At 70.1% G+C, this 23,536-nt stretch carries 9 protein-coding genes; 4 read left to right on the top strand and 5 right to left on the bottom strand.

Annotated features, from left to right (window positions below; genetic code table 11):
• Positions 1 to 254, top strand: a 254-nt coding sequence (locus DXK32_RS19295) for a hypothetical protein (RefSeq protein WP_205215769.1), incomplete at its 5' end; no start/stop codon positions are given.
• A gap of 30 nt (positions 255 to 284) precedes the next feature.
• Here the strand turns inward: DXK32_RS19295 and DXK32_RS19290 are convergent.
• The 4 genes from DXK32_RS19290 to DXK32_RS19275 all read right to left on the bottom strand — a co-directional run bounded on the left by DXK32_RS19290 (position 285) and on the right by DXK32_RS19275 (position 19,520).
• Positions 285 to 1,394: a MupA/Atu3671 family FMN-dependent luciferase-like monooxygenase gene (locus tag DXK32_RS19290; RefSeq protein WP_114859985.1), complete on the bottom strand. Its 1,110-nt coding sequence runs from the start codon at positions 1,392 to 1,394 to the stop codon at positions 285 to 287.
• A gap of 11 nt (positions 1,395 to 1,405) precedes the next feature.
• Positions 1,406 to 16,159 (bottom strand): SDR family NAD(P)-dependent oxidoreductase, encoded by a 14,754-nt coding sequence (locus DXK32_RS19285; RefSeq protein ID WP_162801255.1) that lies wholly within the window; start codon positions 16,157 to 16,159, stop codon positions 1,406 to 1,408.
• A 75-nt stretch (positions 16,160 to 16,234) separates the two neighbouring features.
• Positions 16,235 to 17,881 (bottom strand): cyclic peptide export ABC transporter, encoded by a 1,647-nt coding sequence (locus tag DXK32_RS19280; RefSeq protein ID WP_114859983.1) that lies wholly within the window; start codon positions 17,879 to 17,881, stop codon positions 16,235 to 16,237.
• Positions 17,882 to 17,885: 4 nt separating this feature from the next.
• Entirely contained in the window at positions 17,886 to 19,520 is a 1,635-nt protein-coding gene (locus tag DXK32_RS19275) for a cyclic peptide export ABC transporter (protein WP_162801254.1), read from the bottom strand.
• A gap of 393 nt (positions 19,521 to 19,913) precedes the next feature.
• On the opposite strand from DXK32_RS19275, the gene DXK32_RS19270 reads away from it, so the two are divergent.
• Both DXK32_RS19270 and DXK32_RS19265 read left to right on the top strand, forming a co-directional pair.
• The gene (locus DXK32_RS19270) at positions 19,914 to 21,197 is read left to right on the top strand and encodes a hydroxymethylglutaryl-CoA synthase family protein (RefSeq protein ID WP_205215768.1); all 1,284 of its coding nucleotides are present in this window, start codon (positions 19,914 to 19,916) and stop codon (positions 21,195 to 21,197) included.
• Positions 21,181 to 21,879, top strand: a complete 699-nt coding sequence (locus DXK32_RS19265; RefSeq protein WP_114859981.1) for a 4'-phosphopantetheinyl transferase family protein — start codon at positions 21,181 to 21,183, stop codon at positions 21,877 to 21,879. The genes DXK32_RS19270 and DXK32_RS19265 overlap by 17 nt, the downstream gene beginning before the upstream one ends.
• A 28-nt stretch (positions 21,880 to 21,907) precedes the next feature.
• Here DXK32_RS19265 and DXK32_RS19260 read toward each other — a convergent pair whose 3' ends face one another.
• The gene (locus DXK32_RS19260) at positions 21,908 to 22,516 is read right to left on the bottom strand and encodes a YcjF family protein (protein ID WP_162801253.1); all 609 of its coding nucleotides are present in this window, start codon (positions 22,514 to 22,516) and stop codon (positions 21,908 to 21,910) included.
• Positions 22,517 to 22,717: 201 nt separating this feature from the next.
• Between DXK32_RS19260 and DXK32_RS19255 the strand changes: the two genes are divergently transcribed.
• Positions 22,718 to 23,521 (top strand): methyltransferase domain-containing protein, encoded by an 804-nt coding sequence (locus tag DXK32_RS19255; RefSeq protein ID WP_114859979.1) that lies wholly within the window; start codon positions 22,718 to 22,720, stop codon positions 23,519 to 23,521.
• Positions 23,522 to 23,536: the final 15 nt, after the last annotated feature.

The raw sequence follows: 23,536 nt of genomic DNA, 5'->3' as shown, positions 1-23,536 counted from the left end.
CCGCTGCCCCTGCCCCCGTCCCCGTGGACGCTCCGGCGCCCCTGCCGGTGGAGGTGGAGCCCAGCAAGCCGGCGGCGCAGCGGGTTGCGGACTGGAACGCCGCGCATCCCGTCGGCACGCGGGTGCGGGTGACGGGCTATGCCGAGCCGCTCGCCACCAAGACGGAGGCGCTGGTGCTGTTCGGGCACCGCGCCGCCGTCTACATGCAGGGCTACAACGGCTATTTCGCCCTGGACGAGGTGCGGCCGGCGTGATGGCGGTGCCGTGATGGCGGCGATACGCCGTCAGGCGCGCGGCCGGTAGACCTCCGCCAGCCGCGCCAGATAGCCCAGCGACTCCGTCGCGACGGCGTAGTCGACACCGAAGTCCAGCAGGCAGGCGATCTCGTCCACCCCCGCGGCGATCGCCTGCTCCACGATCGCCCGTCCATCCTCGACCGTGCCGAAGAGGGCGCCGGTCTGGAAATAGCGTTCGTAGGCGTAATCCAGGATCTTGGCCTTCTCGGCCTCGTTCGGCGGCTCCCCCCCGCGGTCCTTCGCCGCCGCTGCCAGATGGGCGTCCAGGGCGGACTTGATGTAGCCGCTGAACGGCTCCTCCACCGCCCGGCGCACGCGGGTCCGGTCGTCCAGAAGCAGGGTGTGCAGCATCAGGGTGACCACCCCGCCGGCCGGTTCCAGCCCGGCGTCGCGCCGTGCCGCGCGGTAGAGCGCGAGCTTCCTCGCCATGACCTCCAGGTTGTTGCCGTAGAGCATGGTGAAGATGTTGTAGCCCTGGCGGCCGGCGTGGATGAATCCCTCGTCGCTCTGCGTGACGAGCAGCCAGACGTTCAGTTCCGGCTGGATCGGGCGGGGATGGGTGGTGACCGCGACGGGCTCCCCGTCCGGACCGGGGAAGGTCACGGCTTCTCCGCGCCACAGTTTGCGGACGATGGGGATCTGATCGCTGCAGATCTGCCGGCGGTCGGCGTAGTGGTCCGGTGCCAGGATGAAGTCCCCGCGCGCCCAGCCGGAGCCGAAGCCAAGGTCGACGCGGCCGTTCGACAGGACGTCGTTCATCGCCCACCACTCCACCACTTCGGCCGGATGGTGCAGCGGCAGGGAAATGCCGGCGGTTCGGAAACGGACCCGCGTGGTCTGCGGGATCAGGTTGGCCGCCATGATGGCGGGGTTGGAGAAGATCGACCCGAACTCGTGGAAATGCCGTTCGGGGATGTAGACCGCCTCGAACCCCTCGCGGTCGGCGAACAGCGTGACGTCGCGGACGAACGCGTACTTCTCCGCGTCGCTTCGGTCCTTGCGGACGTCGGAGAAGAACAGGAAGCTGAACCGCATCGCCGGTTTCGCCGGGGCCGGAGCGGCTTCCAGGCCCAGGAGTTGTTCGACCGTCGGCACCATGTTCGTCCCCCTCACTCCGCGGCGCCCATCACCGGGGGCCGGTCGGCCGCACAGCCGTTGCCCTGCGCCGCGAGATGCCGCGACAGGGCCTCGACCGTGCAGTGTTCGATGAACCACTGCGGCGGCACCGGAGCCGTCAGCTTCTTGTCGAGCCGCGTCGCCAGAACCATGGCGGAGATCGAATCCAGCCCGTAGCTCTGGAACGACTGGTCGGATTCGATGCTCTTCAGCTTCAGCACCTCCCGCACGGTTTCCGCGATGACCCCGGCCAAGCCGTCCGGCCGGGCGGCCTGGACGGCGACCTCGACGGGCGCCGGCGCCACCGCCGCCCGAGGAGCGGGCTCCGGATCGCTGCCTTCACTGCTGCCCAGGCCGCCGTCGACCCGCAGCAGAGCGTGGATGCGCTGGATCAGATGCGGCTCCAGGCGTCGGATCTCGTCCAGGCCGATCACCTCGGCGATGCGCTGCACCGGCACCAGCGTGCCGGACCGCCGCTCCGCCTCCCAAGCCTCCAGGTGCGGCAGGATGGAGGCCGACGGCGAGCCCGCCGCACCCGGCTCCGTCCCCGGCTCTGCAGCCCAAGGGTCCGCCAGCATCAGGCGGGGCGCCACGGCGTCGAAGCGGCGCCGGTCGCCGCAGGCGATCACGATCGCGCCCTGGGAGGGCTGCGCCAAGGCCGCTTCGAACAGGGCGACCCCTTCGGCGTTGCCGAAGCTGCGCATGCCGATGCGCCGGAACATGTCCTCCACCACCGCGGCCTTCGCGGCACCGATCCGGGTCAGCGCACCGGCCTCGTTCCAGTCGGGCCAGAGAATGGCGCGGTGCACGCCCCGGCCGTCGCCCCGGCCGTCGCCCCGGCCGTCGCCATGGTGGCGGAAGGCCATGAAGCGTTCGACGAAGGCGTTGGCCGCCGCGTAGTCGCTGGCGCCGCGGGCCAGGCTCGGCAGCAGCGCGGCCAGGGAGCAGAAGGACACGAAGAACTCCAGCGGGTCATCGCGGAACAGCGCGTCCAGCGCCTGGATGCCCTGGATCTTCGGCTCGAACACGCGGCACACGCCGTCCGGCCGCTTGTCGGCGAAACCGGGCGTCGCCGGGTCGGAATAGACCGCGGCGCTGTGGACCACACCGCGGATCGGCCCCAGCCGGTCGCGGACGCCCTGGAGACAGGCGCGCAACGGCTCGATCCGGGTCAGCGGGCCGACCTGGACCTCCAGATGGTCGACCGCCTTTTCCAGCTCGATCAGATCGCGGAGCCGGGCGCGCAGCGCCGGGTCGTGGCGGGGATCGGTGGCGGCGTGGCGCCATTCGCCCCGCGGCGGCAGCGGCGTGACGCCCAGCAGCAGCAGCCGGCGGCCGCCGCGCGACGCCAGCCCACGGGCGATTTCCAGACCGACCCCGCTGGTGCCGCCGGCAACCACATAGACGCCGTCCGGCCGCAGGGCGAGCGGCCGTCCACCGCCGGCCTCCGGCGCGGCGGCCGACAGCGTCGGAACGAACCGGACGAAATCGCGGCAGAGGAGTTCGGTTTCCCGCAGTTCGCCGTCCATTTCCCGGAGCAGCATCGTGCGCAGCCGCGCCGGTTGGGTCCAGGCGGCCGGATCGATGTCCAGGGTGCGGGCGGCGACGTGCCGGTAATCGGCGCTCAGCATCCGGACGAGACCGGCCATGGTGGCGCCGGCCAGGCTCATGCGGCTGGCGCGGAAGGCCTGCAGCCCCATCGTGACATGCAGAATGGCGATGTCGGCGCCGGCCGCGACCAGGGCTTGGTACAGCGCCATCCGGCCGATGCCGTCCGCATCGTGATCCCGCGGCGTCCCGTGAAGATCGCTCAGGTCGATCAGGTGGGTGACGCCGCCCGGCACCCCCGCCAGACGCTGGCCCGCGGCCCGAGCCGCCTCCGGATCGCCGAAGTCGATGACGGTCTCCGCACCGGTGCCGCCGTCGCCGGCCAAAATCACCGCGGCGAAGTCACCCGGAGCGAACAGGGTGCCGGCGAGGTCCCGCGTTTCCCGGTTGACCAGGACCAGCGCGGTTCCGCGCCGGCCCGGCGACGCCGCCGGCCGCACCGCCGCTTCCCGCCACTCCTTCCGGACGATCCAGGGTCCGTCCGCCGGCGCGGCCGCGGTGGCGGTCATCCCCACCGCGCCCGGATGCGTCAGACGGGCGCCGCGGTCGTACCGGATGCGCGCGGTGCCGTCCGCCGCCAGCCATTCGCGGAGCAGCCGCTGCAAGGAAGGCTCGATCCCGGCGTCGTCCTCCTGCGTGACCAGGGTCAGCCGGCGCTGGGAGGCCAGCGCGACGGCGAGCCGCTCCGCCCCGTCCCTGTCGGCGGACGCGAACACGAAAATCTCGGCGGAATGACCGTCCAGCCGCTCCGACAGGCGTCCCAGCCAGTGCGCGATTTCTCCGATTCCCGCCGTCGCGCCCTTGCGGATCGGACCCAGCACGATGACGTGGTCCGGCTTGGCCGCGGCGACCGCGGCGGCGATCTCCTCCTGGCCGCAAAAGGCGGGATGGCGCAGACCGGTCGGATGCATGGCCCGCGTCACCTGAGCGAGCAGGCGGCCGAAGGCCGCCGCGACGGTGTCGTCCGCGTGGATCACCAGCACCCGGCCGGCGAGCCTGTCGCGCAGCCGCCGCCGCCAATCCACCGCGTCCGGCAGGGAATGATGGCGCCACCCCGCCGTCGCGGCCGCCGCTTCCGCCCGCGCCTGCGGCGGGGCTTTCGGTTCGCTGGAAACCGGACTGGCTGGCGCCCAGTGGCGTTCGCGGGCGAAGGGATAGGTCGGCAGGCCGGCCCTCCGCCGTCCAGCCGCGCCCCGCACCGACGCCCAGTCGACCGGCTCGCCCGCCACCCAGCGCCGCGCCACCGTCCGCATTCGCTCCCAGGCTGGCAACGCCTCCAGATCCGGGCCGGGGCCCGGACCGGCCGGCGCGGCGGCGACCGTCTTCGGCCGCACCATGCCGACGACGCAATCATCGTCCGCACCGCCGGCCGAGGCGGCATAGCGCGACAGGCGTTCCACCAGCTCCGCGACCGATCCGGCGACCACCGCCAGACGCCAGTTCAGCACGGCCCGGCCGGACTGGAAGGTCGCCGCCAGATCCGCCAGCGGCATCGGCGCCCCCTCACCCGGCTCCGACAGGCCGTCGCAGAGGGCGCGCGCGTAGGCCTTCAATTGCGCCTCGCTGCGCGCCGACAGGGGCACGACCACCGGCCCGCCGGCCGCCGCCGCCCCCACCGAAGTCGGGGCGTGTCGGGGCGGCGCCTCCCCCAGCACGATGTGGCAGTTGGTGCCGCTGAAGCCGAAGGAACTGACCGCGCCATGACGCCGGCGTCCCGGCGTGCCCGGCCAGGGCCGCAACCGGGTGTTCACGAAGAACGGACTGCGGTCGAGCCGGATGTGCTCGTTCAGCGCGTCGTGGTTGATCGACGGCGGCAGTTGCCGGTCGCGCAGGGCCAGCGCCGCCTTGATCGTCCCCGCGACTCCGGCGGCGGTGGCGAGATGCCCGATGTTGGTTTTCACCGAGCCCAGGGCGCAATAGCCCTCGCGCGTGGTGAAGCGGCCGAACGCGGCGCGCAACGCCTCCACTTCGATCGGATCGCCCAGCTTGGTGCCGGTGCCGTGGGCTTCGATCAGCCCGATGTCCTCCGGATCGATGCCGAAACGTTCGTAGACGCGGGCTTCCAGGCGCGCCTGGGAATCCTGGTTCGGCGCGGTGATCCCGTTGGTCCGGCCGTCCTGGTTGACGCCCCAGCCCCGGATCACCGCGTAGATGTCGTCGCGGTCCCGCTCGGCCTCGTCCAGCCGCTTCAGCAGCAGCACGCCGACGCCCTCGCCGGGCACGAATCCATTGGCCCGCTGGTCGAAGGTGTAGCAGCGGCCGTCCGGCGACAGCATGCCGGCCTTGCTCATCTTCACGTGCATCTCGGGCCCGTTGAGCACATAGACGCCGCCGGCCAGCGCCAGATCGCTGTTGCCCAGCGCAAGGCTGTCGCACGCGTTGGCGATGGCCACCAGGGACGCCGAGCAGGCGGTGTCGATGGCGAGACACGGCCCCTGGAGGTTCAGGAAATAGGCGATGCGCGCCGGCAGGATCGCCACCGACTCACCGATCAGCCCATGCGCGGTGGGAGGCTGGCCCACCAGCAATTGGCCGTAATCGCTGGCCGCGCAGCCGACGAACACGCCGCACAGGCTGCCCGACAGGGTGGCGGGATCATAGCCGGCGTCTTCGATGCAGCGCCAACTGTTCTGCAGGAACAGGCGCTGCTGCGGGTCCATCAACTCGGCCTCGGACGGCGAGATGTTGAAGAACAGCGGGTCGAACAGGTCAAGGTCGTCGAGCGCCCCCATCCGCCGGCACACCGTCTTGCCGGGCGCGTCGCGGTCGGCGGCGTAGAAGGCGTCGATCGGCCAGCGCGCGGCCGGAATCTCCGTCACGCAGTCCCGGCCGCCCAGGATGTTGCGCCAGAAGGTTCCGACGTCCGGGGCCTTGGGGAACTGGCCGGCCATGCCGATGATCGCGATCGCCGGCCGCACCGGTGCCGCGACCGGCGCGGGAGCGGCGATGGCGGGAGCGGCGGGTGCCGGTGCGGTCTCCGCCAGACGGACCCGGTGCACATCCTTCGGAACGGTGGGCGCCGCTTCGGCGGACGGCGCCGTCCGCACGGGTTCCGCCGCGAGCGGGACCGCGACGGCCGACGCCGGCAGAAGGTCGAGGAGATGGCGATGGAACGCCGCCAGGGTCGGGTGCGCGTAGACCGTGGTGGCGCCGACCGACAGGCCGAAACGCTTGTTGAGCGCCCGGATCCAGGTCACCGCGGTGATGGAATCCAGCCCCAGGTCGATGAACGTGGCGTCCTCGTCCAGCTCTTCCGGCGCGATCAGCAGCTCGCGCGCCAGACTGTCGCGCAGCCAGTCCCGCACCGCGACGCCGTCCTTGTCGGAAGCATCGGGGTCGGAAGCATCGGCGTCGGAAGCATCGGCGGGGGCCGCGGCCACCTTCTCACCGGCCGGGGCACAGGGCGCCCCCATCCGCGACAGGACGAAGGCGGCGAACCGAGACAGTGTGGGGCTGTCGTAGACCTGGGTGGCTCCCAGCGCCAGGCCGTACTGCCGGTTGACCTTCCGCACCCAGGTGACCGCGCTGATCGAGTCCATGCCCAGGTCGATGAAGGCCACGTCGTCGTCCAACTCGTCCGGTTGCTGGCTCAATTCCTCGGCCAGACTGCCGCGGAGCCAGCCCAGCATCGCGTCCGGCGCCGGTCCCGCAGGCGCCGCGGGGGACGGCGACGACGGTGGTGGCGGCGCGACGGCATCAGCCACCGCGTTGAAATATCGGGAAATTCTCTCGGTGACGTCGGCGTTGCCGACAAACGTCGTGTCATGCATCGCCAGTTCCTGGGCGAACACCTCCGGCAGGCGTCGCCGCAGGACCGCGGTGCGCGCCGCCTTTTCCCGCACCAGACGGTCGCGGGGCTGGCGGGCCAGATGGCCGGCGATCGCCAGCGCCCGGCGGAACACGTCGGCGCGCGGCAGAACCTCGTCGACGAGGCCGCGCGCCCTCAGGTCGCGCCCGCGATGCTCGCGCGCGGTCAACAGCACCTCCCGCCCCAGGGCGGGGCCGAGGCGGGCCGGAAAGATCAGCGTCGATCCGGCCCCCGGCGTGAAGCCGTACAGCATGTAAGGGCTCTGGTAGACGCTTTCCTCGGCATAGACCGCCCGGTCGCAGTACAGGCCCATGGCCCAGCCGGCGCCGATGCCGTGCCCCTGCATCGCCGCGATCACCGGGATGTCGCAAAGCAGCGGCAGGCTGTAGCTCTGCTCGTCGGTGAAGCGGGCGGTGCCGCCCTGGATCGCCAGCAGCCCCTTGCGGGTGCCGCCGCAGGCGAAATAGCCGTCATAGCCGGTCAGCACCACCGCCTTGTATTCCGGCGTCCCGGCGATGTGCGCGAACGCCTCGGTGACCCCCTCCACGAAGGCGGGGGAGGAGGTGTTCCTGCTGTCCCGGTCGTGCAGCGCCACCACCGCAACGCCGTTGTCGTGCACCGTCAGGCTGACCACGCGCGACCGCAGGGCGACGGGACGCGGCGCCCCCGCCGGCACTGGGGCGTCCGCGGGCACCGGCGCCATGCCGGCCCCCGAGCCGCGAACGGCGTGCTTCTGTTCCGCGCAATAGGCGGCGGTGACGCGCAGTTGCCGTTTCAACGCGCCCAACGCCACGGCGGAGGCTCGGGCGATCTCGTGCGCCTGCTCGAACGCATCGGCCTCACCGATGGCCACGTCGCAGGCGGTCGCCACGCGCACGGCATCGCCCCCGCCGGAGCCCCCGCGCTCGCCGGGCATCACCGCGACCACCGGCACCGCGCAATCCGCGATGGCCGCTTCCGCCCGCTCGACGCCCTCGGGCGGTGCGCCCGCCCCCAGCATCCGGTCGATGCCATGGACGAGCAGGACCTTCGCGGGATCGCCGGCCGACGCCGCCAGCGCGTTCACCCGCTCCAGACAATCCACCAGGGCGGCGCCGGCCCCCGGTGCGGCTCCACCGCGGCCGTCCAGCCGCAACGACAGCACCCCGCCGCCATGATCCTCCAAAACCAGTTCTATGGGGACCGGATCGACGGCGGGCTCCCCGGTCCGCACCGGGTTCTCCCGGCGGGCCGGCGTTTCCGGCATCCGCAGAGGCGCCAGCGCCACCACCGGCTTGGCCGGCACCGCCCATGCTCGAACCGCCAAGCCCGCCGGATCGCAAAGCGCGATGCCGGTGGGTTTGGCGAGCGTCCGCTCCGGCAAAGCCGCCGGAACGGCAGGGACATCCGGCATGGCGGGCTCCTGCGGCTGCGTGGGGATGGGCTTTGTGAGGATGGGCGGTGCGACGGGACTCGCCTTGACCTCCGGCAGCCAAAAGCGCGTGGTGGCGAACGGATAGGTCGGCAGGCCGACGCGCCGGGGCATCGCGTCGGCGGGCGTCCGGCCGCGGTGCAGCCGCTCCCAGTCGATCTTCAGCCCCTTGGTCCACAGCGCCAGCAGCTCGTCGAAGCGCTCTTGCCCGAACAGCTCCGCGACGCGGTCCGGCCAGGCCGGGTCGGCGGTGATGGCGGCGACCTCCGCCTTGTGCTGGCGGATGTTGGCGGCGTGCAGCGCCGCCCCGCGGGTCCCGGCGGTCGGGTAAGCCGCCAACGCCTCCCGAACCTCGGTCAGCGAGCGCGCCACGAAGGCCAGCCGTTCGGGCATCGCCTCGCGACCGACCTGCAAGGTGTAGGCGATGTCGGCCAGGGTCGGCGCGTCGCCCGCCTCGTCCCGCTCCATGATGAAGCCGTCCAGTCTGGCGGCGTAGGCCTTCAGCCGGTCGGCGTTGGCCGCCGACAGCAGGAACAGGCCGGCGGCGCCGGCGGCCGGCGGCGCGCGGTCGGCGGGGCGATGCTCCTCCAGCACCACATGGACGTTGGTGCCGCCGGCTCCGAAGGAGGACACGCCGGCGATGCGGGGCTGCTCCCGCGCGTCCCCGTTGACGTCCGGCAGGACCGGGCGCGTCCAGTCCGCCAAAACCCGCTGAAGGTGGAAGGGCGTGGCGGCGAAGTCGATGTTCGGGTTCGGCTCCTCGGCGTGCAGGCTGGGGGCGATCCGGCCGTGCCGCATCTGAAGAACGACCTTGATCAGCCCGGCGATGCCCGCCGAGGCTTCCAGATGGCCGATGTTGGATTTGGCCGAGCCCAGCGCGCAGAAGCCGGTGTCCGCCGTGAAATGCCGGAACGCCTCGGTCAGGCCGGCGATCTCGATCGGGTCGCCCAGTTCGGTGCCGGTGCCGTGCGCCTCGATGTAGCTGACCGCGCGGGCGTCCACCCCGCCCCTGCGCAGGGCATCGCGGATCACCTCCGCCTGGGCCGCCGGGTTCGGCACGGTGTAGCCGTTGGTCCGGCCGCCGTGGTTGATCTTCGTCGCCCGGATCACCGCGTGGATGTGGTCGTTGTCGGCCACGGCCCGGGACAGCGGCTTCAGCAGCAGCGCGGCCACACCCTCGCCCGGAACGAACCCGTCGCCGCCCTTGCCGAAGCTGCGGCAGGCGCCGCCCTTCGACAGCATCCGCGCGGCGCTGAGGCCGACATAGCCCGACGGGTGCAGGTAGACGTTGACGCCGCCCGCGATGGCGACCCGGCATTCCCCGGCCCGCAGGCTCTCGCAGGCCTGATGCACCGCCGCCAGCGACGACGAGCACATGGTGTCCACCGGCATGCTGGGACCGCGGGCGTTCAGGAAGAAGGACACACGGTTGGCGATGGAGCTGAAGGAGGTGTGCGGATAGACCGTTTCCCCCTGGTTCCACAGCGGCGGGCCGAACAGGTCGAACCCTGTGCGGGTCACCCCGACGAAGACGCCCAGGCGCTGGTCGAAATCCTTCGCCAGCCTTTCGCGGGTGTAGCCCGCATCCTCCAGCGCCTGCCAGGCGGTTTGCAGGAACAGACGCTCCTGGGGGTCGATCGCCGCCGCCTCCTTGGGCGGGATGCTGAAGAACAGGGGGTCGAATTCCGTCACGCCGTCCAGGAACCCGCCCCACTTGCCGTAGCTCTTGAACTGCCGGATCGCCTCCTCCGGGTCGGGGTGGTGGAACCCCTCCAGCGGCCAGCGGTCGGCCGGCACCTCGCGGATGCAGTCGCCCCCCTCCGCCAGAACCCGCCAGAAGGCGTCCGGCGAGTCCGCCTGGGGGAAGCGGCAGCTCAGCCCGATGATGGCGATGCGGTCGTCCACCGCCGGCGCGCCGACCGCGCACTCCGCCATGGTGGTCGGCTGGGTGATGGGCGGTTCGCCGTCCTCGGTCCGGCCGGTGGCGCGCACCACCGCGTCGCGATCCGTGCGGATCAGATGGTCGGCCACCGCCTCGATGGTCTGGGCTTCGAACAGCAGGGTTCCGGCGACCCGGGGGAAACGGTCGCGCAACGCCTCCGTGATCTGCACCACCAGGATGGAATCCAGGCCGTAGGCGCCCAGCCGCTCCTGCGCGTCGATGTCCTCCGGGCTCATGCGCAGCACCTTCGCGACCACCCCCGTCAGGAAGCCCGCGCAGGCCGATCGGAGATCCCCGTCCGCCTGGGCGCGAGGGGCGGCAGGGGCGGGGCGAAGGGCGGCGGCCGGTTCGCGGATCGCGGGCTGGCACACCGCGCCATCGCTTTCCGCCACGATGATCTGCTGCCCCAGCCCATGGGCCTCGGGCGCCGGAAAGGCCACGGTCGGGAATCCCGCCTGCCGCAGCACCGCCCGCCAGTTCTCCGGCGTCAGGCCGGGGGAATCGGGCAGGCGCAGGCCGGCGTCCTCCGGCAGCCACCAGCCCTCCAGCAGGCCGAAGGTGACGTGGGCGAACAGCGAGCGCGTGCTGATCTCGTTCAGCAGCAGCAGCCCGTTGCCGCGCAGCACGGCCTTGGCGTTGTCCAGCGTGTCGCGAATGTTGCGCGTGGCGTGCAGGACGTTCGTGGCGATGACCAGATCATAGGCCTGCGTGTCGATCCCTTGGGCGGCCGGCGGCTTCTCGACATCGAACAGCATGGGCCGGACGAACGGATGCGCCCCGACGAACCGGCTTTCGGCGTGGAACAGGAAGGCCTTGGACAGGTCGGTGTAGGCGTATTCGGCGATGCGGTCCCGATGAACGTCCAGATAGGGCAGCACCATGGAGGTGGTGCCGCCGGTGCCGGCGCCGATCTCCAGGATGCGCAGGCGCGCATCCGGGTCCAGCTCCAGGCGACGCGCCACCGCCCCGGCCACGGCTTCCGCCAGGATGTGGTTGAAGTGGTCGGCGACGGCGTTGTCGCGGTACACGGCTTCCACCCGGCGCATCGACGCACCGGGGAACAGGATGTCGGTGGAACGGACCGCCCCCGACAGAACGTCCGGCAGGGCGCGCAGGCAGGCCTCGGCCAGTTCCACCGCGCCTTGCAGGTCGGGGTCGGCCAGATCCGCCCGCCGGGCGGCGTCCCAGCGCCGCCAGCAGTCCTCAAGACCACCGACCGGCGCACCGGCGGAGGAATGTTCGGCCAGTAGCACCCGGCCGGCCTCCAGCCAGCGCCGGTAGAAGGCCGGGCCGGCCGGCACCGCCGCCGGATCGTCCAGCCCCGCCGAGCGCAACAGCCCGGCGAACAGCGGCCGCAGATGGGCTTCCAGGATCGGGTTGTTGAACAGGCTGACCGGACCGAGCGTGCCGGAGGCCGCGCGCAGCGCGTCCGGCAGGGCGGGCAGCCGGTCGATGCAGCGCGGAGCCGGCCGTGCGTCCAGGCTCAGCCGCCGCCCGGCCTCGACCATCGGCAGGGCGTCGGGCCGGCTGGTCCTGACCACGGCCACCTGCGGGATCGGTCCGCCCAGCGTGGCCTGAAGCAGCGCCCACGCCGCGTCCGCCTGCACCGGCAAATGCCCGCCCTTCCGGCGGCGGACCCTGGTCGCTTCGGCGATGGTGGCGCCGGTGCCGATGTCCCAATGCGCCCAGTTGACCACCCGGACGCAGCGCCCCTCCCGGCGGGCGAGCCGCAGCGCGAAGGCGTCCGCGAAGGCGCCGCCGGCCGCATAGCCGCTGAGGCCTCCGTTCTTTTCCAGCGCGACGATCGACGAGAAGAACAGCAGGAAATCCAGCGGATCGTCCTTCACGATCTCGGCCAGATGCACGCCGGCGTCGATCTTGACCGACAGGATGTCCTGGAACCGGTCCTCGTCCATGTCGGCGATGCCGCGGTCGAAGGCGCCGACCGCCGACAGGATGACGCCATGGATCGCCGGATGGCCTTGCCGGATCGCGGCGAAGGCCGACCGCAACGCATCCGGGTCGGTCGCGTCGGCGCTGACATAGGCCGGGGCCGGCCCGACCGCCGCGATGGCCCGGATCCGCTCCCGGATGGCGTCGTCCAGGGCGCGCCGGCCGATCCAGACCACCGAGGCCCCGTACCGCTCCGCCACATGGCGCGTCCAGGCGGCGCCCAGGCCGCCGGCCCCGCCGATCACCACATAGACGCCGCCCTGGCGGTAGGCCGGCGTGGCCTCCGGCAGTTCCACGGGGACGAACACGCGCCGCAGCCATTGCCCGGCGCGGCGGGCCAGCGGATCGCCTTCCGGATCGGCCGGCGGCAGCGCCAGCAGGGCGACGGCCACATCGCCATCGTCCTCCAGATCGAGCGACCGCACCGTCCAGCGCGGGAACTCCTTCGCCAGCGCCCCGGTCAGCCCATGGACGCCGGCGTGCGCCGGCTCGGCCGGGTCGTCGCCGCACACCGCCTGGGTCCGCACCGTGATGGCCGTCAGCCCGAGCGCCCGCCAGCCCTGCCCCGACGCCAGCAGGGCCTTGACCAGCTTGAACAGATGGCGCAGCCCCGAGCGCTGCGCGTCGATGAGCGGCCCGCCGCCGGGGGGCGCCACCCAGACGACATGGTCCAGGGACCCGGCGTCGGCCAGCCGCCGGGTCAAGGCCTCGACCGTGTCGGCGGGGTCGATCTCCAGCGCGTGCACGGCGCCGCCGCCCGCGCGGAGGACCTCCAGGCACGCCGCATCGGCACCGACGACCAGCAGGCGACCGGACGGGGGGCGACCGGCCGCCACCGCGTCATCGGCCGCGACCGGGCGCCAGTGCGGAGCCAGAGGCATCGTCCGAAGCTCGGCCGCCGCCGGCTCCACCATCACCACCGGTTGGGCTGCCGCCGCTTGGCTCGCCGTGGCGTTCGGCAGCCAGTAGCGATGCTTGGCAAAAGGATAGGTCGGCGCCGCGACGCGCCGCAACGGCCGGTCGGCGCCGCTCAGCAGGGTCCAGTCCACCGTCACGCCGAGACGCCACAGCGCCGCGATGCGTTCCAGATCCCCCTGCTCCGCCAGCGAGCGCAGAAACAGACGGCCCGGCTCGCCGTCCGTCAGCGCCGCCACGTCGGGCGTCACCGCCTTGGCGCCGGCCGGGGCTGCCGCCGCGGCGCCCCGGGCCTCGTCCCGCCAGCGCGCCAACCCGTCGGTCAGCTCCCGCCGGCTCGAGACGACCAGGGCGAGTCGCTCCTCCATGGCCGGGCGGCCCATCCGCATCTGCCGCGCGAGGTCGGCCAGCGGCACCGACCGGCCCTCGGCGGTGTCCAGCCACGCCACGAACCGGTCGGCGTAGTCGGCAAGCTGCGGCCGGGTCCGGGCGGAGAGCACGAACAGCACCGGCCCCGGCTCCTCCTCCGCCGGCTCCTCTGCCGCCGGCTCCGGCCTGTCCGCCGGACCGCCGGCGACCACCGCGTGGGCGTTGGCCCCGCCGGATCCGAAGCTGCTGACACCGGCCAGAAGCGGCCCGCCCTCCTCCGCCGGCTGCCAGGTCTGGAGCCGGTCGACCACATACAGCCCCGTGTCGTCGAGCCGGATCTGCGGATTCAGGCGCCGGAAATGCAGCGACGCCGGCAACCGGCGGTGCCGCAGGCACAGCACCACCTTCAGCAGGCCCGTGATGCCCGCCGCCGCCTCCAGATGGCCGAGGTTCGTCTTGACGGAGCCCAGCCCGCAACGACGGAACCGGCCGGCCCCCTCCCCCGGCAGCGCCCCGGCGATGGCCAGCGACATGCCGCGGACCTCGATCGGGTCACCCAGCGGGGTGCCGGTGCCGTGCGCTTCCAGATAGCTCAGCGCCGACGGGTCGATCCCGGCGTCGGTCCAGGCCATGCGCAGCAGGCGCGCCTGCTGCTCCGGGTTCGGAACGGTCAGGCCGCCCGCCTGCCCGCCATGGTTGCTGGACGTGCCCTTGATCACCCCATGGACCCGGTCGCCCGCCGCCAGCGCGGCGGCCAGCGGCTTCAGCAGCAGGACCACCGCCCCCTCGCTGCGGACATAACCGTTGGCGTCCGCGTCGAAGCTTCGGCACAGGCCGTCCTTCGACAGCATCCCCGCCTTGTGGAAGGCGATGCTGGTCGCCGGGTGCAGCATCAGATTGATGCCGCCGACCAGCGCCTGGGCGGATTCCCCGCTGCGGATCGACCGCACGGCCTCGTGCACCGCCACCAGCGAGCTGGAACAGGCGGTGTCCACCAGCAGGCTCGGCCCCTGCAAGTCGAAGAGATAGGAAATCCGGTTGGCCAGAACGGCCATGGACCCGCCGACGCCGCAATGCGCCTCCACCGGGCTGCCGACCTGCTCCATCAGGCGGACATAGTCCGATCCGCTGGCCCCGACGAACACGCCGGTCTGGCTGCCGGCCAGTTCCGCCGGCGCATAGCCCGCGTACTCGATCGCCTGCCAGGACAGTTCAAGCAGCATCCGCTGCTGCGGATCCATGGTTTCCGCTTCCGCCGGGCTGATCCGGAAGAAGGGCGCGTCGAAGCCGGCCACGTCGTCCAGGAAACCGCCGCGGGCGATGCCCCGGTGACGCCCGTCCGGGTCGATGGCGTCCGGCCACCGCCAGCGGGCCGCCGGCAGGTCGCCGATGACGCAGGCTCCCGTTTCCAGGCTGCGCCACAGCGCCTCCGGCGTGTCGATGCCGCCCGGAAGACGGCAGGCCATGCCCACGATGGCGATGTCGCCTGGGGCACTATCGCCCGGTGCGCCATCGCCTGAGGGGATGTCGCTTCTTCCCGCACGGCTTCCTCCCACACTCGGACCGGCCGGCTCGACCCGTCGCGGCGGGGAGGATGTCCGGGCGGGGCCGGAGGGGGTCGGAATCAGGCGGTCGGCCAGATCGGCGACGATCTTCGCGGCCGTGTTGCGTTCGAAGAAGAAGGTCGGCGCCAAGGGCAGGCGCCAACGCTGCGACAGGCTTTCGCTCAACCCCAGCAGATCGGCCGAATCCAGCCCCATGTCCATCAGCGGCCGGTCGACGGCGAACGCCGTTTCCCCCCGCGGCCCCAGGCAGGCCAGGATGGCACGGCGGATCTCCGCGGCCAGCGCGTCCCGACCGACCGGGGGCGCCGCGGCTCCGGCCGGTGCGGACTCCGCCGTCAGGTCGGTTCGCCGACGGTTGCGGATGTCGTAGGTGACCAGCACGCCGCAGCCGTCGTTGTCGGCGTCCGCCGGCCGGTAACCCGGCACGACCCGCTCGATGGTCGCCCCATGCAACTCGTGGAAGCGCAGGACCGGGTCCGCGAGCACCCCGTGCCCGTTGCGCGCCCGGATATGATTGGCGAGGGGCACGCCGTCCGCCGGCCTGAAGCTCTTGCACCGCGTGACCGCGACCACGCCGCGCACATGGTCCTGGAGGCTGCGGAAGATCAGCATGAACTCCAGGAGCTGGTCGCCCAGGTGCGAATGCTGCCTTTCCGGCAGCACATTGATCGCCAGCAGTTGCACGGTGCCCGCATCGGCCCGGTGCAACGCGTCCACCGTGGCCGCCGTCGCCCCGTCCAGCGCCTCCGCCCCGTCGATGAGTTGCGAATAGATGACGCCGACGAGGTCCTGATCCTGGCGGACCACCAGTTGGCCTTCGGGATAGCGCAGGATCCGCCGGGCCAGCACCGCCTCGCCGGTTCGGAGTTCCGGCGCCCAACAGCGCGTTTCCAGCGTCACCAGGGCCGGAAGATCCTCGCTCCGCGCGATGCCGATGCTGTAGGGACGACGCACGAGGTGCCGGACCAGGAAGGCGGTCCGCGCTGCCTCGTCCGTCAGGTCGGACGGCGGCTGGCGATCGGGCGTCAGGCCATGGGCGGCGGCGGCGAGCAGCGCATCCGCCGCCGGAATGCCGCCCTGGCGTGCGAGCCGTTCCAGCTCGCCAAGGCAGGCGGCATCGCCTCCGGCGGGTCGCGGGTCCAGCCCATCCGCCGCCCCGGCGGCGTCGGGGTTCACCTCTTGCGCGCAAAAACTCCCAAGCAACGTCTCGAAAGCCTGCATCATTGGCGCCACAGACACGTATTGGGTTAGTTATACGACAGGATAACACCTTTTTTCCCAGACCACGGTGCCAAGATCAAGCTTGATGACGCGATCGGCCACATGCCAGAATCGTTCGTCGTGCGAAACGACCAGCACCGTCTTGCCGCGCGCCTTCAGGCCGGGCAGCACCGTCAGGTAAAAGAAGTCCCGGAACCGGACGTCCTGCTCCGCCGACCACTCGTCGAACACATAGATCGGCCGGTCCTCCAGCAGCGCCGCGATCAGCGCCAGCCGCTTGCGCTGCCCGGTGGACAGGCGCAGGTCCGTGAACGTCCCGTCCCGGTAATCGACCTTGGCGGCCAGCCCCATCTCGTCGATCAGCGCCCGCACCCGCTCCGGATCGACCGATTCCAGCCCGTACAGCTCGTCGAACAGATGGAACTTCGCGAAGATGGCGCAGAACTGCTCGCGCAGGCCGGGCAGCTCCGACTCCGGGACGCGCCGGCCGTCCACCTCGATCCAGCCGCCGCCGGGCCGGTAGAGCCCGGTGATCAGGCGCATGGTGGTGGACTTGCCGCTGCCGTTGCCGCCGACGATGAAAACCAGTTCCCCCCGCGACAGCCGCAGGTTCAGCGGCCCGACGGTGAAGCCGGGGGCGCCGCCATCGTCGGGATAGGTGAAGGTCACCCCGGCGTAGGTGATGGCGCGGAAGTCCCTGAACCGGGCCGCCAGGGCCCGCGCCCGCGCCGGTTCGACCGGATCGGGAACCTTGAGCTGGTCCTTGATTGTCATGATCAGCGTCAGGCTGACGCCCGCCTGAATGAACATCGGCAACTGCCCGCCGATCTTCAGCAGCGTGTTCATGCAGAACAGCAGGATCGGCACGAGCTGGAAGACGACCGCGCCGAACCCGTTGATGAACTGCGGAAAGACGAACACGATGATGCCCAGCGTGTCGTAAACCACCAGGCTGCCCAGCACGATCATCGACGCGGCCAGATCGCCCGACTTGGTCAGATGCGCCTTGGACGATTCGGAAATGTCCCGGAACGCCGCGAACACGGACGCGCTGCGCGCGCTGTTCAGCCGCATCTCCTTGCCGCCGCGGATGATGTGCCCGATGAAGTCCAGCATCTCCGCGTGGTGGACGGCCGCCTGCTCCAGCGCGGCGCGGTAGCTGCGGTTGATCTTCCGGTAGCCCAGCAGCGCCGCCGCCACGGCGACCACGAACAGAAGCAGGGCGGGCGGCGACAGGACGCTGAGATAGAGCAGCGTCACCATCAGCAGCACGACCTGCTGGAAGCATTCCACCAGCAGCGGGCAGGTCACCGAGAGATGGTTCGTCTCCTGCGAGATCACGGTGTACAGGCGGCCCTGCCCGACCTTTTCGACGGCGAGCAGCTCCGATCGGCGCAACCGCTCGATGACCTCCAGCCGCAAGTCCTTCAGCAGCTGCTCGATGACGCTGTTGGCGCGCAGGATCGCCGCGCGGTTGCACAGGAAATACAGCGCGAAGGCCCCGACGAAGGTCGCCGCCACCCACAGCGACGGGCGCTGGCCCTGGGCGACCATGCCGGAGACGCGGATGATGAGCATCAGCAGCAGCGCGTTGGCCAGCCCGGCGGCGGCGGTCATGGCCGCGATGAAGCCCAGGTCGCGGCGCCTCGCGCGCTTGATGAAGTCCAGGATCGCCATCAGGTCACAGCCGCCCCGGCGTCGCCACGATCGCGCCGAACTCCAGCGTGATGACGCGGTCCGCCAAATCCCAGTAAAGGTCGTCGTGGGTGACGACGATGACGGATTTGCCCTGGCGCCGCAGGTCCGGAAGGATTTCGGTGTAGAAGCGCTCCCGGAAATGGGCGTCCTGGTCCGCCGCCCACTCGTCGAAGATGTGGACGGGCCGGTCCTCCAGCAGGGCGACGATCATCGCCAGCCGCTTGCGCTGGCCGGTCGACAGATCCTGCGTCGTGAACCGCCCGCCGGCAAAGCCCACCTTCGCCGTCAGTTGCATCCGCTCGATCAGCGCCCGCACCCGCTCCGGATCGGCCGTCTCCAGCCCGTGCAGGCGGTCGAACAGATGGAAGTCCGCGAAGATCGCGGAGAAGATCTCGCGGTAGCGCTGCAGGTTTCCGTCATCCACCGCCACGCCGTCGACCCGGATCACCCCCGCGCTCGGACGGTACAGCCCGCAGAGCAGCTTGAGGGTGGTGGACTTGCCGACGCCGTTGCCGCCCCGCAGCATGAGCAGTTCGCCGCGCCGGATCGTCAGATCCCACGGCCCGGTGCGGAACGACACCGCTCCCTGGGCGTCCTCGTACTGGAATTCGACGCCGTCCAGGGCGATCTCGCGGAAATCGGCGAACGCCCCCGGTTCGACGGCGGACGCCCCCATGTCGGTGGCGCCCTTCGCCAAACGCTCCTGCAGCCAGTAGACATGGCCGAGGCCGATCTCGGCGCGGGAGTGGATGTGGGCCACCGCGAACACGCCGAGCACCGGTCCGATGCAGAAGATCGCCGCCGCGGTGATCTTGTAGATGGTGTCGGAATAGCCATCCAGGAACGCGGGCAGCACGAACACCACGATGCCCAGCATCGCGTACAGGAACGCGTTGCTGAACAGGATCAGGACCACCCAGTCCTTGCCGATCCGGACGACCTCCGTTTCCAGATCGCCCACGATCCGGGCGAACCGGCGAAACAGGGCGTCGTTCCTGTCGGCGTTCAGCCGGAGCTCCGGAAAGCCTTCGGAAAAATGCGACAGGGACTGGAGCATGGCCGCCTCCCTCTCGTGGACGGAGGCGAGATCCCGGGTCAGCCGGAGGCGGCGGATCCAGAAGAACAGCACGCCCACGGCGGAGAAGAAACTGATTATGACGAAGGAGTCCTGGGACAGGATGGCGATGTAGACCAGGCAGAACACCACCAGGAAAAGACCCTGGGCCGCGGCGACCAGCAGCGGAAAGACCTGCGACAGGTAATTGGTTTCCTGGGCCAGGATCGTGTAGATTTCGCCGCGGCCCATCTCCTCCAGCGTGCGCAGCGGCGACCGGCGTATCCCGTCGGCGATTTCCAGCTTCAGGTCCGCCAGCCGTTGTTGCAGCAGCGCGTTGGCGCCGCTGAGCGACGCCCGGTTGGTGAGGAAATAGATGCCCACCGCGACCAGGAACATCAGCACCGGCCGCACGCCCACAGGCTGGCCGGCGGCGGCGAGGCCGGATGCCATGTTGATCAGGCTGAGCAGCACGACGTTGGCCAGACCGGCCAGACCGGTGACGCCGAGGACCTCCCGGATCGCCCCCCGATCGCTTGCGGAAAACAAACGGAAAATGTTCACCGACCGTCCCTGCCATCCGGCGGCTGCCCGCCCCGCTTTACACCCAGGTCCCCGCGTCGGACGGGGTCGGAACGGTCCCTGACGACGACGACCGAACCGGTGTGGTCGCAATGGGATACACCGGCGACACATTCCAGTCGAGAAAAGATAAAATCAATCACGCATGAGATGCATGAAAGGCGTAATGTTATCTCTTTAGGACATAACCACAACACACAACCGTCTTCAGGGACACGCGGCTGCGCGGGCTCCCACAATGTTCCGCGAGGGCGCGCAAGGCTGAACAATTCGGGAGCATACATTGATGCTCTCCACCACCGGCGTTACTCCCGGTGGAATTTCATGATGATCTGTGCAACGGTCAAGCCATGCCCGCCACTGCCGATCGACAGGATGATGAGAACCGCCGGGATCGAAGCCATCAACGTCTACGGGGGGTGCGCCTATGTGGACGTCATGGAACTGGCCAACTGGCGCAGCCGCGACACCGCCCGCTTTGAAAATCTGCTGATCAGGCAGAAGTCCGTCGCGCTGCCCTATGAAGACCCGGTCAGCTACGCCATCAACGCCGCCAAGCCCATCATCGACGCCCTGTCGGCCGATGAGAGGGAACGGATCGAGTTGGTGATCACCTGTTCCGAATCGGGCATCGACTTCGGCAAGTCGATGAGCACCTACATCCACCAGTATCTCGGCCTCAACCGCAACTGCCGCCTGTTCGAGCTGAAACAGGCCTGCTATTCGGGGACGGCCGGCTTGCAGATGGCGGTGAACTTCATCCTGTCCGGGGTCTCTCCCGGCGCCAAGGCGCTGGTCGTCGCCACCGATCTGGCGCGCTTCATGGTGACCGAGGACGACTCGTCGCTGACCATGGACTGGGCCTTCTTCGAACCCAGCGGCGGCGCCGGCGCCGTCGCCCTGCTGGTCAGCGACCGGCCGGAGGTCTTCGCGCTCGATATCGGGGCCAACGGCTGTTACAGCTTCGAGGTGATGGACACCTGCCGTCCCATTCCCGACAGCGAAGCGGGCAACGCCGATCTGTCGCTGCTGTCCTATCTCGACTGCTGCGACCAGAGTTTCGTCGAATACCGCAAGCGCGTGCCGGAGGCGGATTACGCCACCACCTTCCGCTATCTGTGCTTCCACACGCCGTTCGGCGGCATGGTCAAGGGCGCTCACCGCAACATGATGCGCAAACACACCAAGCTGCGCCGGGACGACATCGAGCGCGACTTCGAAAGCCGCGTCCAGCCGGGGCTCACCTATTGCCAGCGGGTGGGCAACATCATGGGCGGCACCGTACTCCTGTCCCTGGCCGGCGCCATCGACAGCGGCACCTTCGAAACGCCCCAGCGCATCGGCTGCTTCTCCTACGGCTCGGGCTGCTCGTCGGAAACCTACAGCGGCGTGGCGACGGAACCGGGGCAGCGCAAGGTGCGCGCCATGGGCATCGGCGCCGGTCTCGACTCCCGGCACCGGCTGACCATGGACGAGTACGAGGCGCTGCTGTCCGCGCAGGCCGTCGTTCGATTCGGCACGCGCAACGTCGTGTCCGACACCGCCCAATTCCCCGGAATCTGGAAATCCATCGGGGAGGCCGTCGCCGCGTCCGGCCGGCCCAGGATTTTCCTGAAGGAGATCAAGGACTTTCACCGCAGCTATGACTGGGTGGAGTGACGCCGGGCCGCCGGAGGGCGGCGCCACGGCGGATCGGGCCGCGCGGTGGGCCGGGTCACAGCTTCGAGGCTGGTTTCCCGACCCGGCCTTCGTCGGCGCGGCACCGATCGCCGACCATCCCCTTCATCCCGACGAGGCCGCCGCCGTCGCCCGCGCCGTTCCACGCCGCCGCATGGAGTTCGCCACGGGCCGCTGGCTGTCGCGCCGCGGGTTGCGCGAGCTGGGGCTGCCGGACACCGCCATCGCCGTGGGGCCGCTGCACAATCCCGTCTGGCCCGCCGCGGTGACGGGAACCATCACCCACGATGGGGAGGTCTGCGCCGTCGCGCTCGCCCGGCGCCCGGCGACGGCCATCGCCGGCATCGGGATCGATCTGGTGCATCTGCCGCGATGCGAGCGGCAGATGCGGGACCTGCTGCCCGTCTTCTCCACCGGACCGGGGGAACTGGAAGCGGCGGCGGCCTTCGGCCTGCCCGTCACCCCGGAGGTCGTCCTGTTCAGCCTGAAGGAGTCGGTCATCAAGGCCATCTCGGCGCGAATCGGCGACTTCATCGACCCGCGCGCCATCGACATCCGCTGGCGGCAGGGAATCGTCTGCCGTCACGCCGGCGGCCGGCTGAATGTCCGGATGCACGCCGCCGCGGGTCTCGGCTATGCGGTGACGGCCGCCCTGATCGCCTGAGATGTCTTAAGAGGTTCGCCCGATCGGGTCAGAGCGCCGGAGCGGCCCCGCCCGTCATGGCGGACGAAGCCTTCTGCACGCCCTTGCCGAACTCGGCCTGGAAACACTCGCGGACCTTTTCGGGGTCGAAATCGCGCAGGGTGCCGCCCTGTTCGAAATGCGTGGTGAATATCCTGCCAACGGCGTAGGTGATTCCCGCCGCGAACAGCGAAATCGACCCCGCGGCGATCGGAACCCCGATCACCGGGATGGCGCGGGCCACGCCGTAGCCGGCGATCTTGCCGAGCGCGACGCTTCCCAAGCCGCCGATCAGAGACGCCACAATGGGCTTTGCCAGACCATCTCGGAACGGCACGCCATAGAGATCGGCCAGTTCCCGGATCAGCTTCAATTGGATCGCCGTGATCGCGGCCGTTTCGACGAGCGGCAGCGGCAGCAGCCCGACGCCGGCCGACCACCACATGTTGCGCCGGACGATGGCCTGGGCCAGAACCGGCTTCGCCTCCGCCCGCCCGTCTCCGTCCTGCCGGCACCGCCGTGCATCGGCGCTTTCCGTGGCCATGCCGCCAATCCCCCCCGGATGCGGAAATCGCAATCTTGCAGCGATCACTGTATCCGCATCGACAATCGCCGGCAAGAAACCTCCCGGCATTGCCTGCCGATTCTTCTCTGCTTGGACAATCCAACACAGCCCGTTCAGGGAATTGTCACAAAAACAGGCGATTTTTCCGCAATCTTATGAATCCTCATACAACCATATGTGAATGATTTGCGCTCGCAAGCCCTCATGAATTGAGTTATCCATCAAAAAGACTGCTCCAACGTGTAGGTAAGCGCGATGTCCGAGAACGTTGCCACGCTGTACAACTCGCCGGAAGGCCAACTGGGTCCGTCGCTTTTCGGCGACCATCTGCACTGGGGATATTGGGACGCCGAAACCGCCGACGCCGATTTCGCCGCCGCCTCCGACCGGCTGGCCCAGATCATGATCGGCAAGACGGTCATCGGTCCCGACCAGCGTTTCATCGACATCGGCTGCGGAATCGGCCAGCCCGCCATCATGCTGGCGAAGGCCAAGGGCTGCCGGGTGGACGGCATCACCATCAGTTCCTACCAGCAGCAGACCGCCACCGCGAAGGCCAAGGCCGCGGGGCTGGAAGACCGGCTGCACTTCATTCTCGGCGACGCGCTGGACATCCCCCGCGAGGACCAGACCTACGACGGCGGGTGGTTCTTCGAGTCGATCTTCCACATGGGCCACGCCGCGGCGCTGCGCGAGGCCAGCCGGGTCCTGAAGCCCGGCGCCACGCTGGTGATCGCCGACCTGCAGAGCCGGCCGACCATCACCACCGAGTTTCGCGAATTCGTGAACAAGCACATCCACTCGACCTTTGTCGCCATGGAAGATTATCCGCAGCTGATGGCCGATGCCGGGTTCGAACTGATCGGCATCGACGACATCACTGACAACGTCATGCCCTATCTGGTGCCGAAACTCAAGGAAACCCTGACAAAATACGACATGGTCATCAAGGATACGATCAAGGAAGACAGCGACAAGATGCTGGATAATTGGATCTATATGTTCGAGTACATGAGGGACAACCTGGGATACATGCTGGCGACCGCCCGAAAAATCTGATTTGCGCGTGCAGGG

The organism is Azospirillum brasilense, from assembly GCF_003349955.1.
Lineage (GTDB): Bacteria > Pseudomonadota > Alphaproteobacteria > Azospirillales > Azospirillaceae > Azospirillum > Azospirillum brasilense_B.
This window is presented reverse-complemented; position numbering and strand designations above follow the sequence as displayed.

Excerpts from the sequence above, each read along its gene's own strand:
- DXK32_RS19290 (WP_114859985.1), bottom strand. The coding sequence starts at position 1,394 with ATGGTGCCGACGGTCGAACAACTCCTGGGCCTGGAAGCCGCTCCGGCC.
- DXK32_RS19280 (WP_114859983.1), bottom strand. The coding sequence starts at position 17,881 with ATGGCGATCCTGGACTTCATCAAGCGCGCGAGGCGCCGCGACCTGGGC.
- DXK32_RS19270 (WP_205215768.1), top strand. The coding sequence starts at position 19,914 with ATGATGAGAACCGCCGGGATCGAAGCCATCAACGTCTACGGGGGGTGC.
- DXK32_RS19265 (WP_114859981.1), top strand. The coding sequence starts at position 21,181 with ATGACTGGGTGGAGTGACGCCGGGCCGCCGGAGGGCGGCGCCACGGCG.
- DXK32_RS19255 (WP_114859979.1), top strand. The coding sequence starts at position 22,718 with ATGTCCGAGAACGTTGCCACGCTGTACAACTCGCCGGAAGGCCAACTG.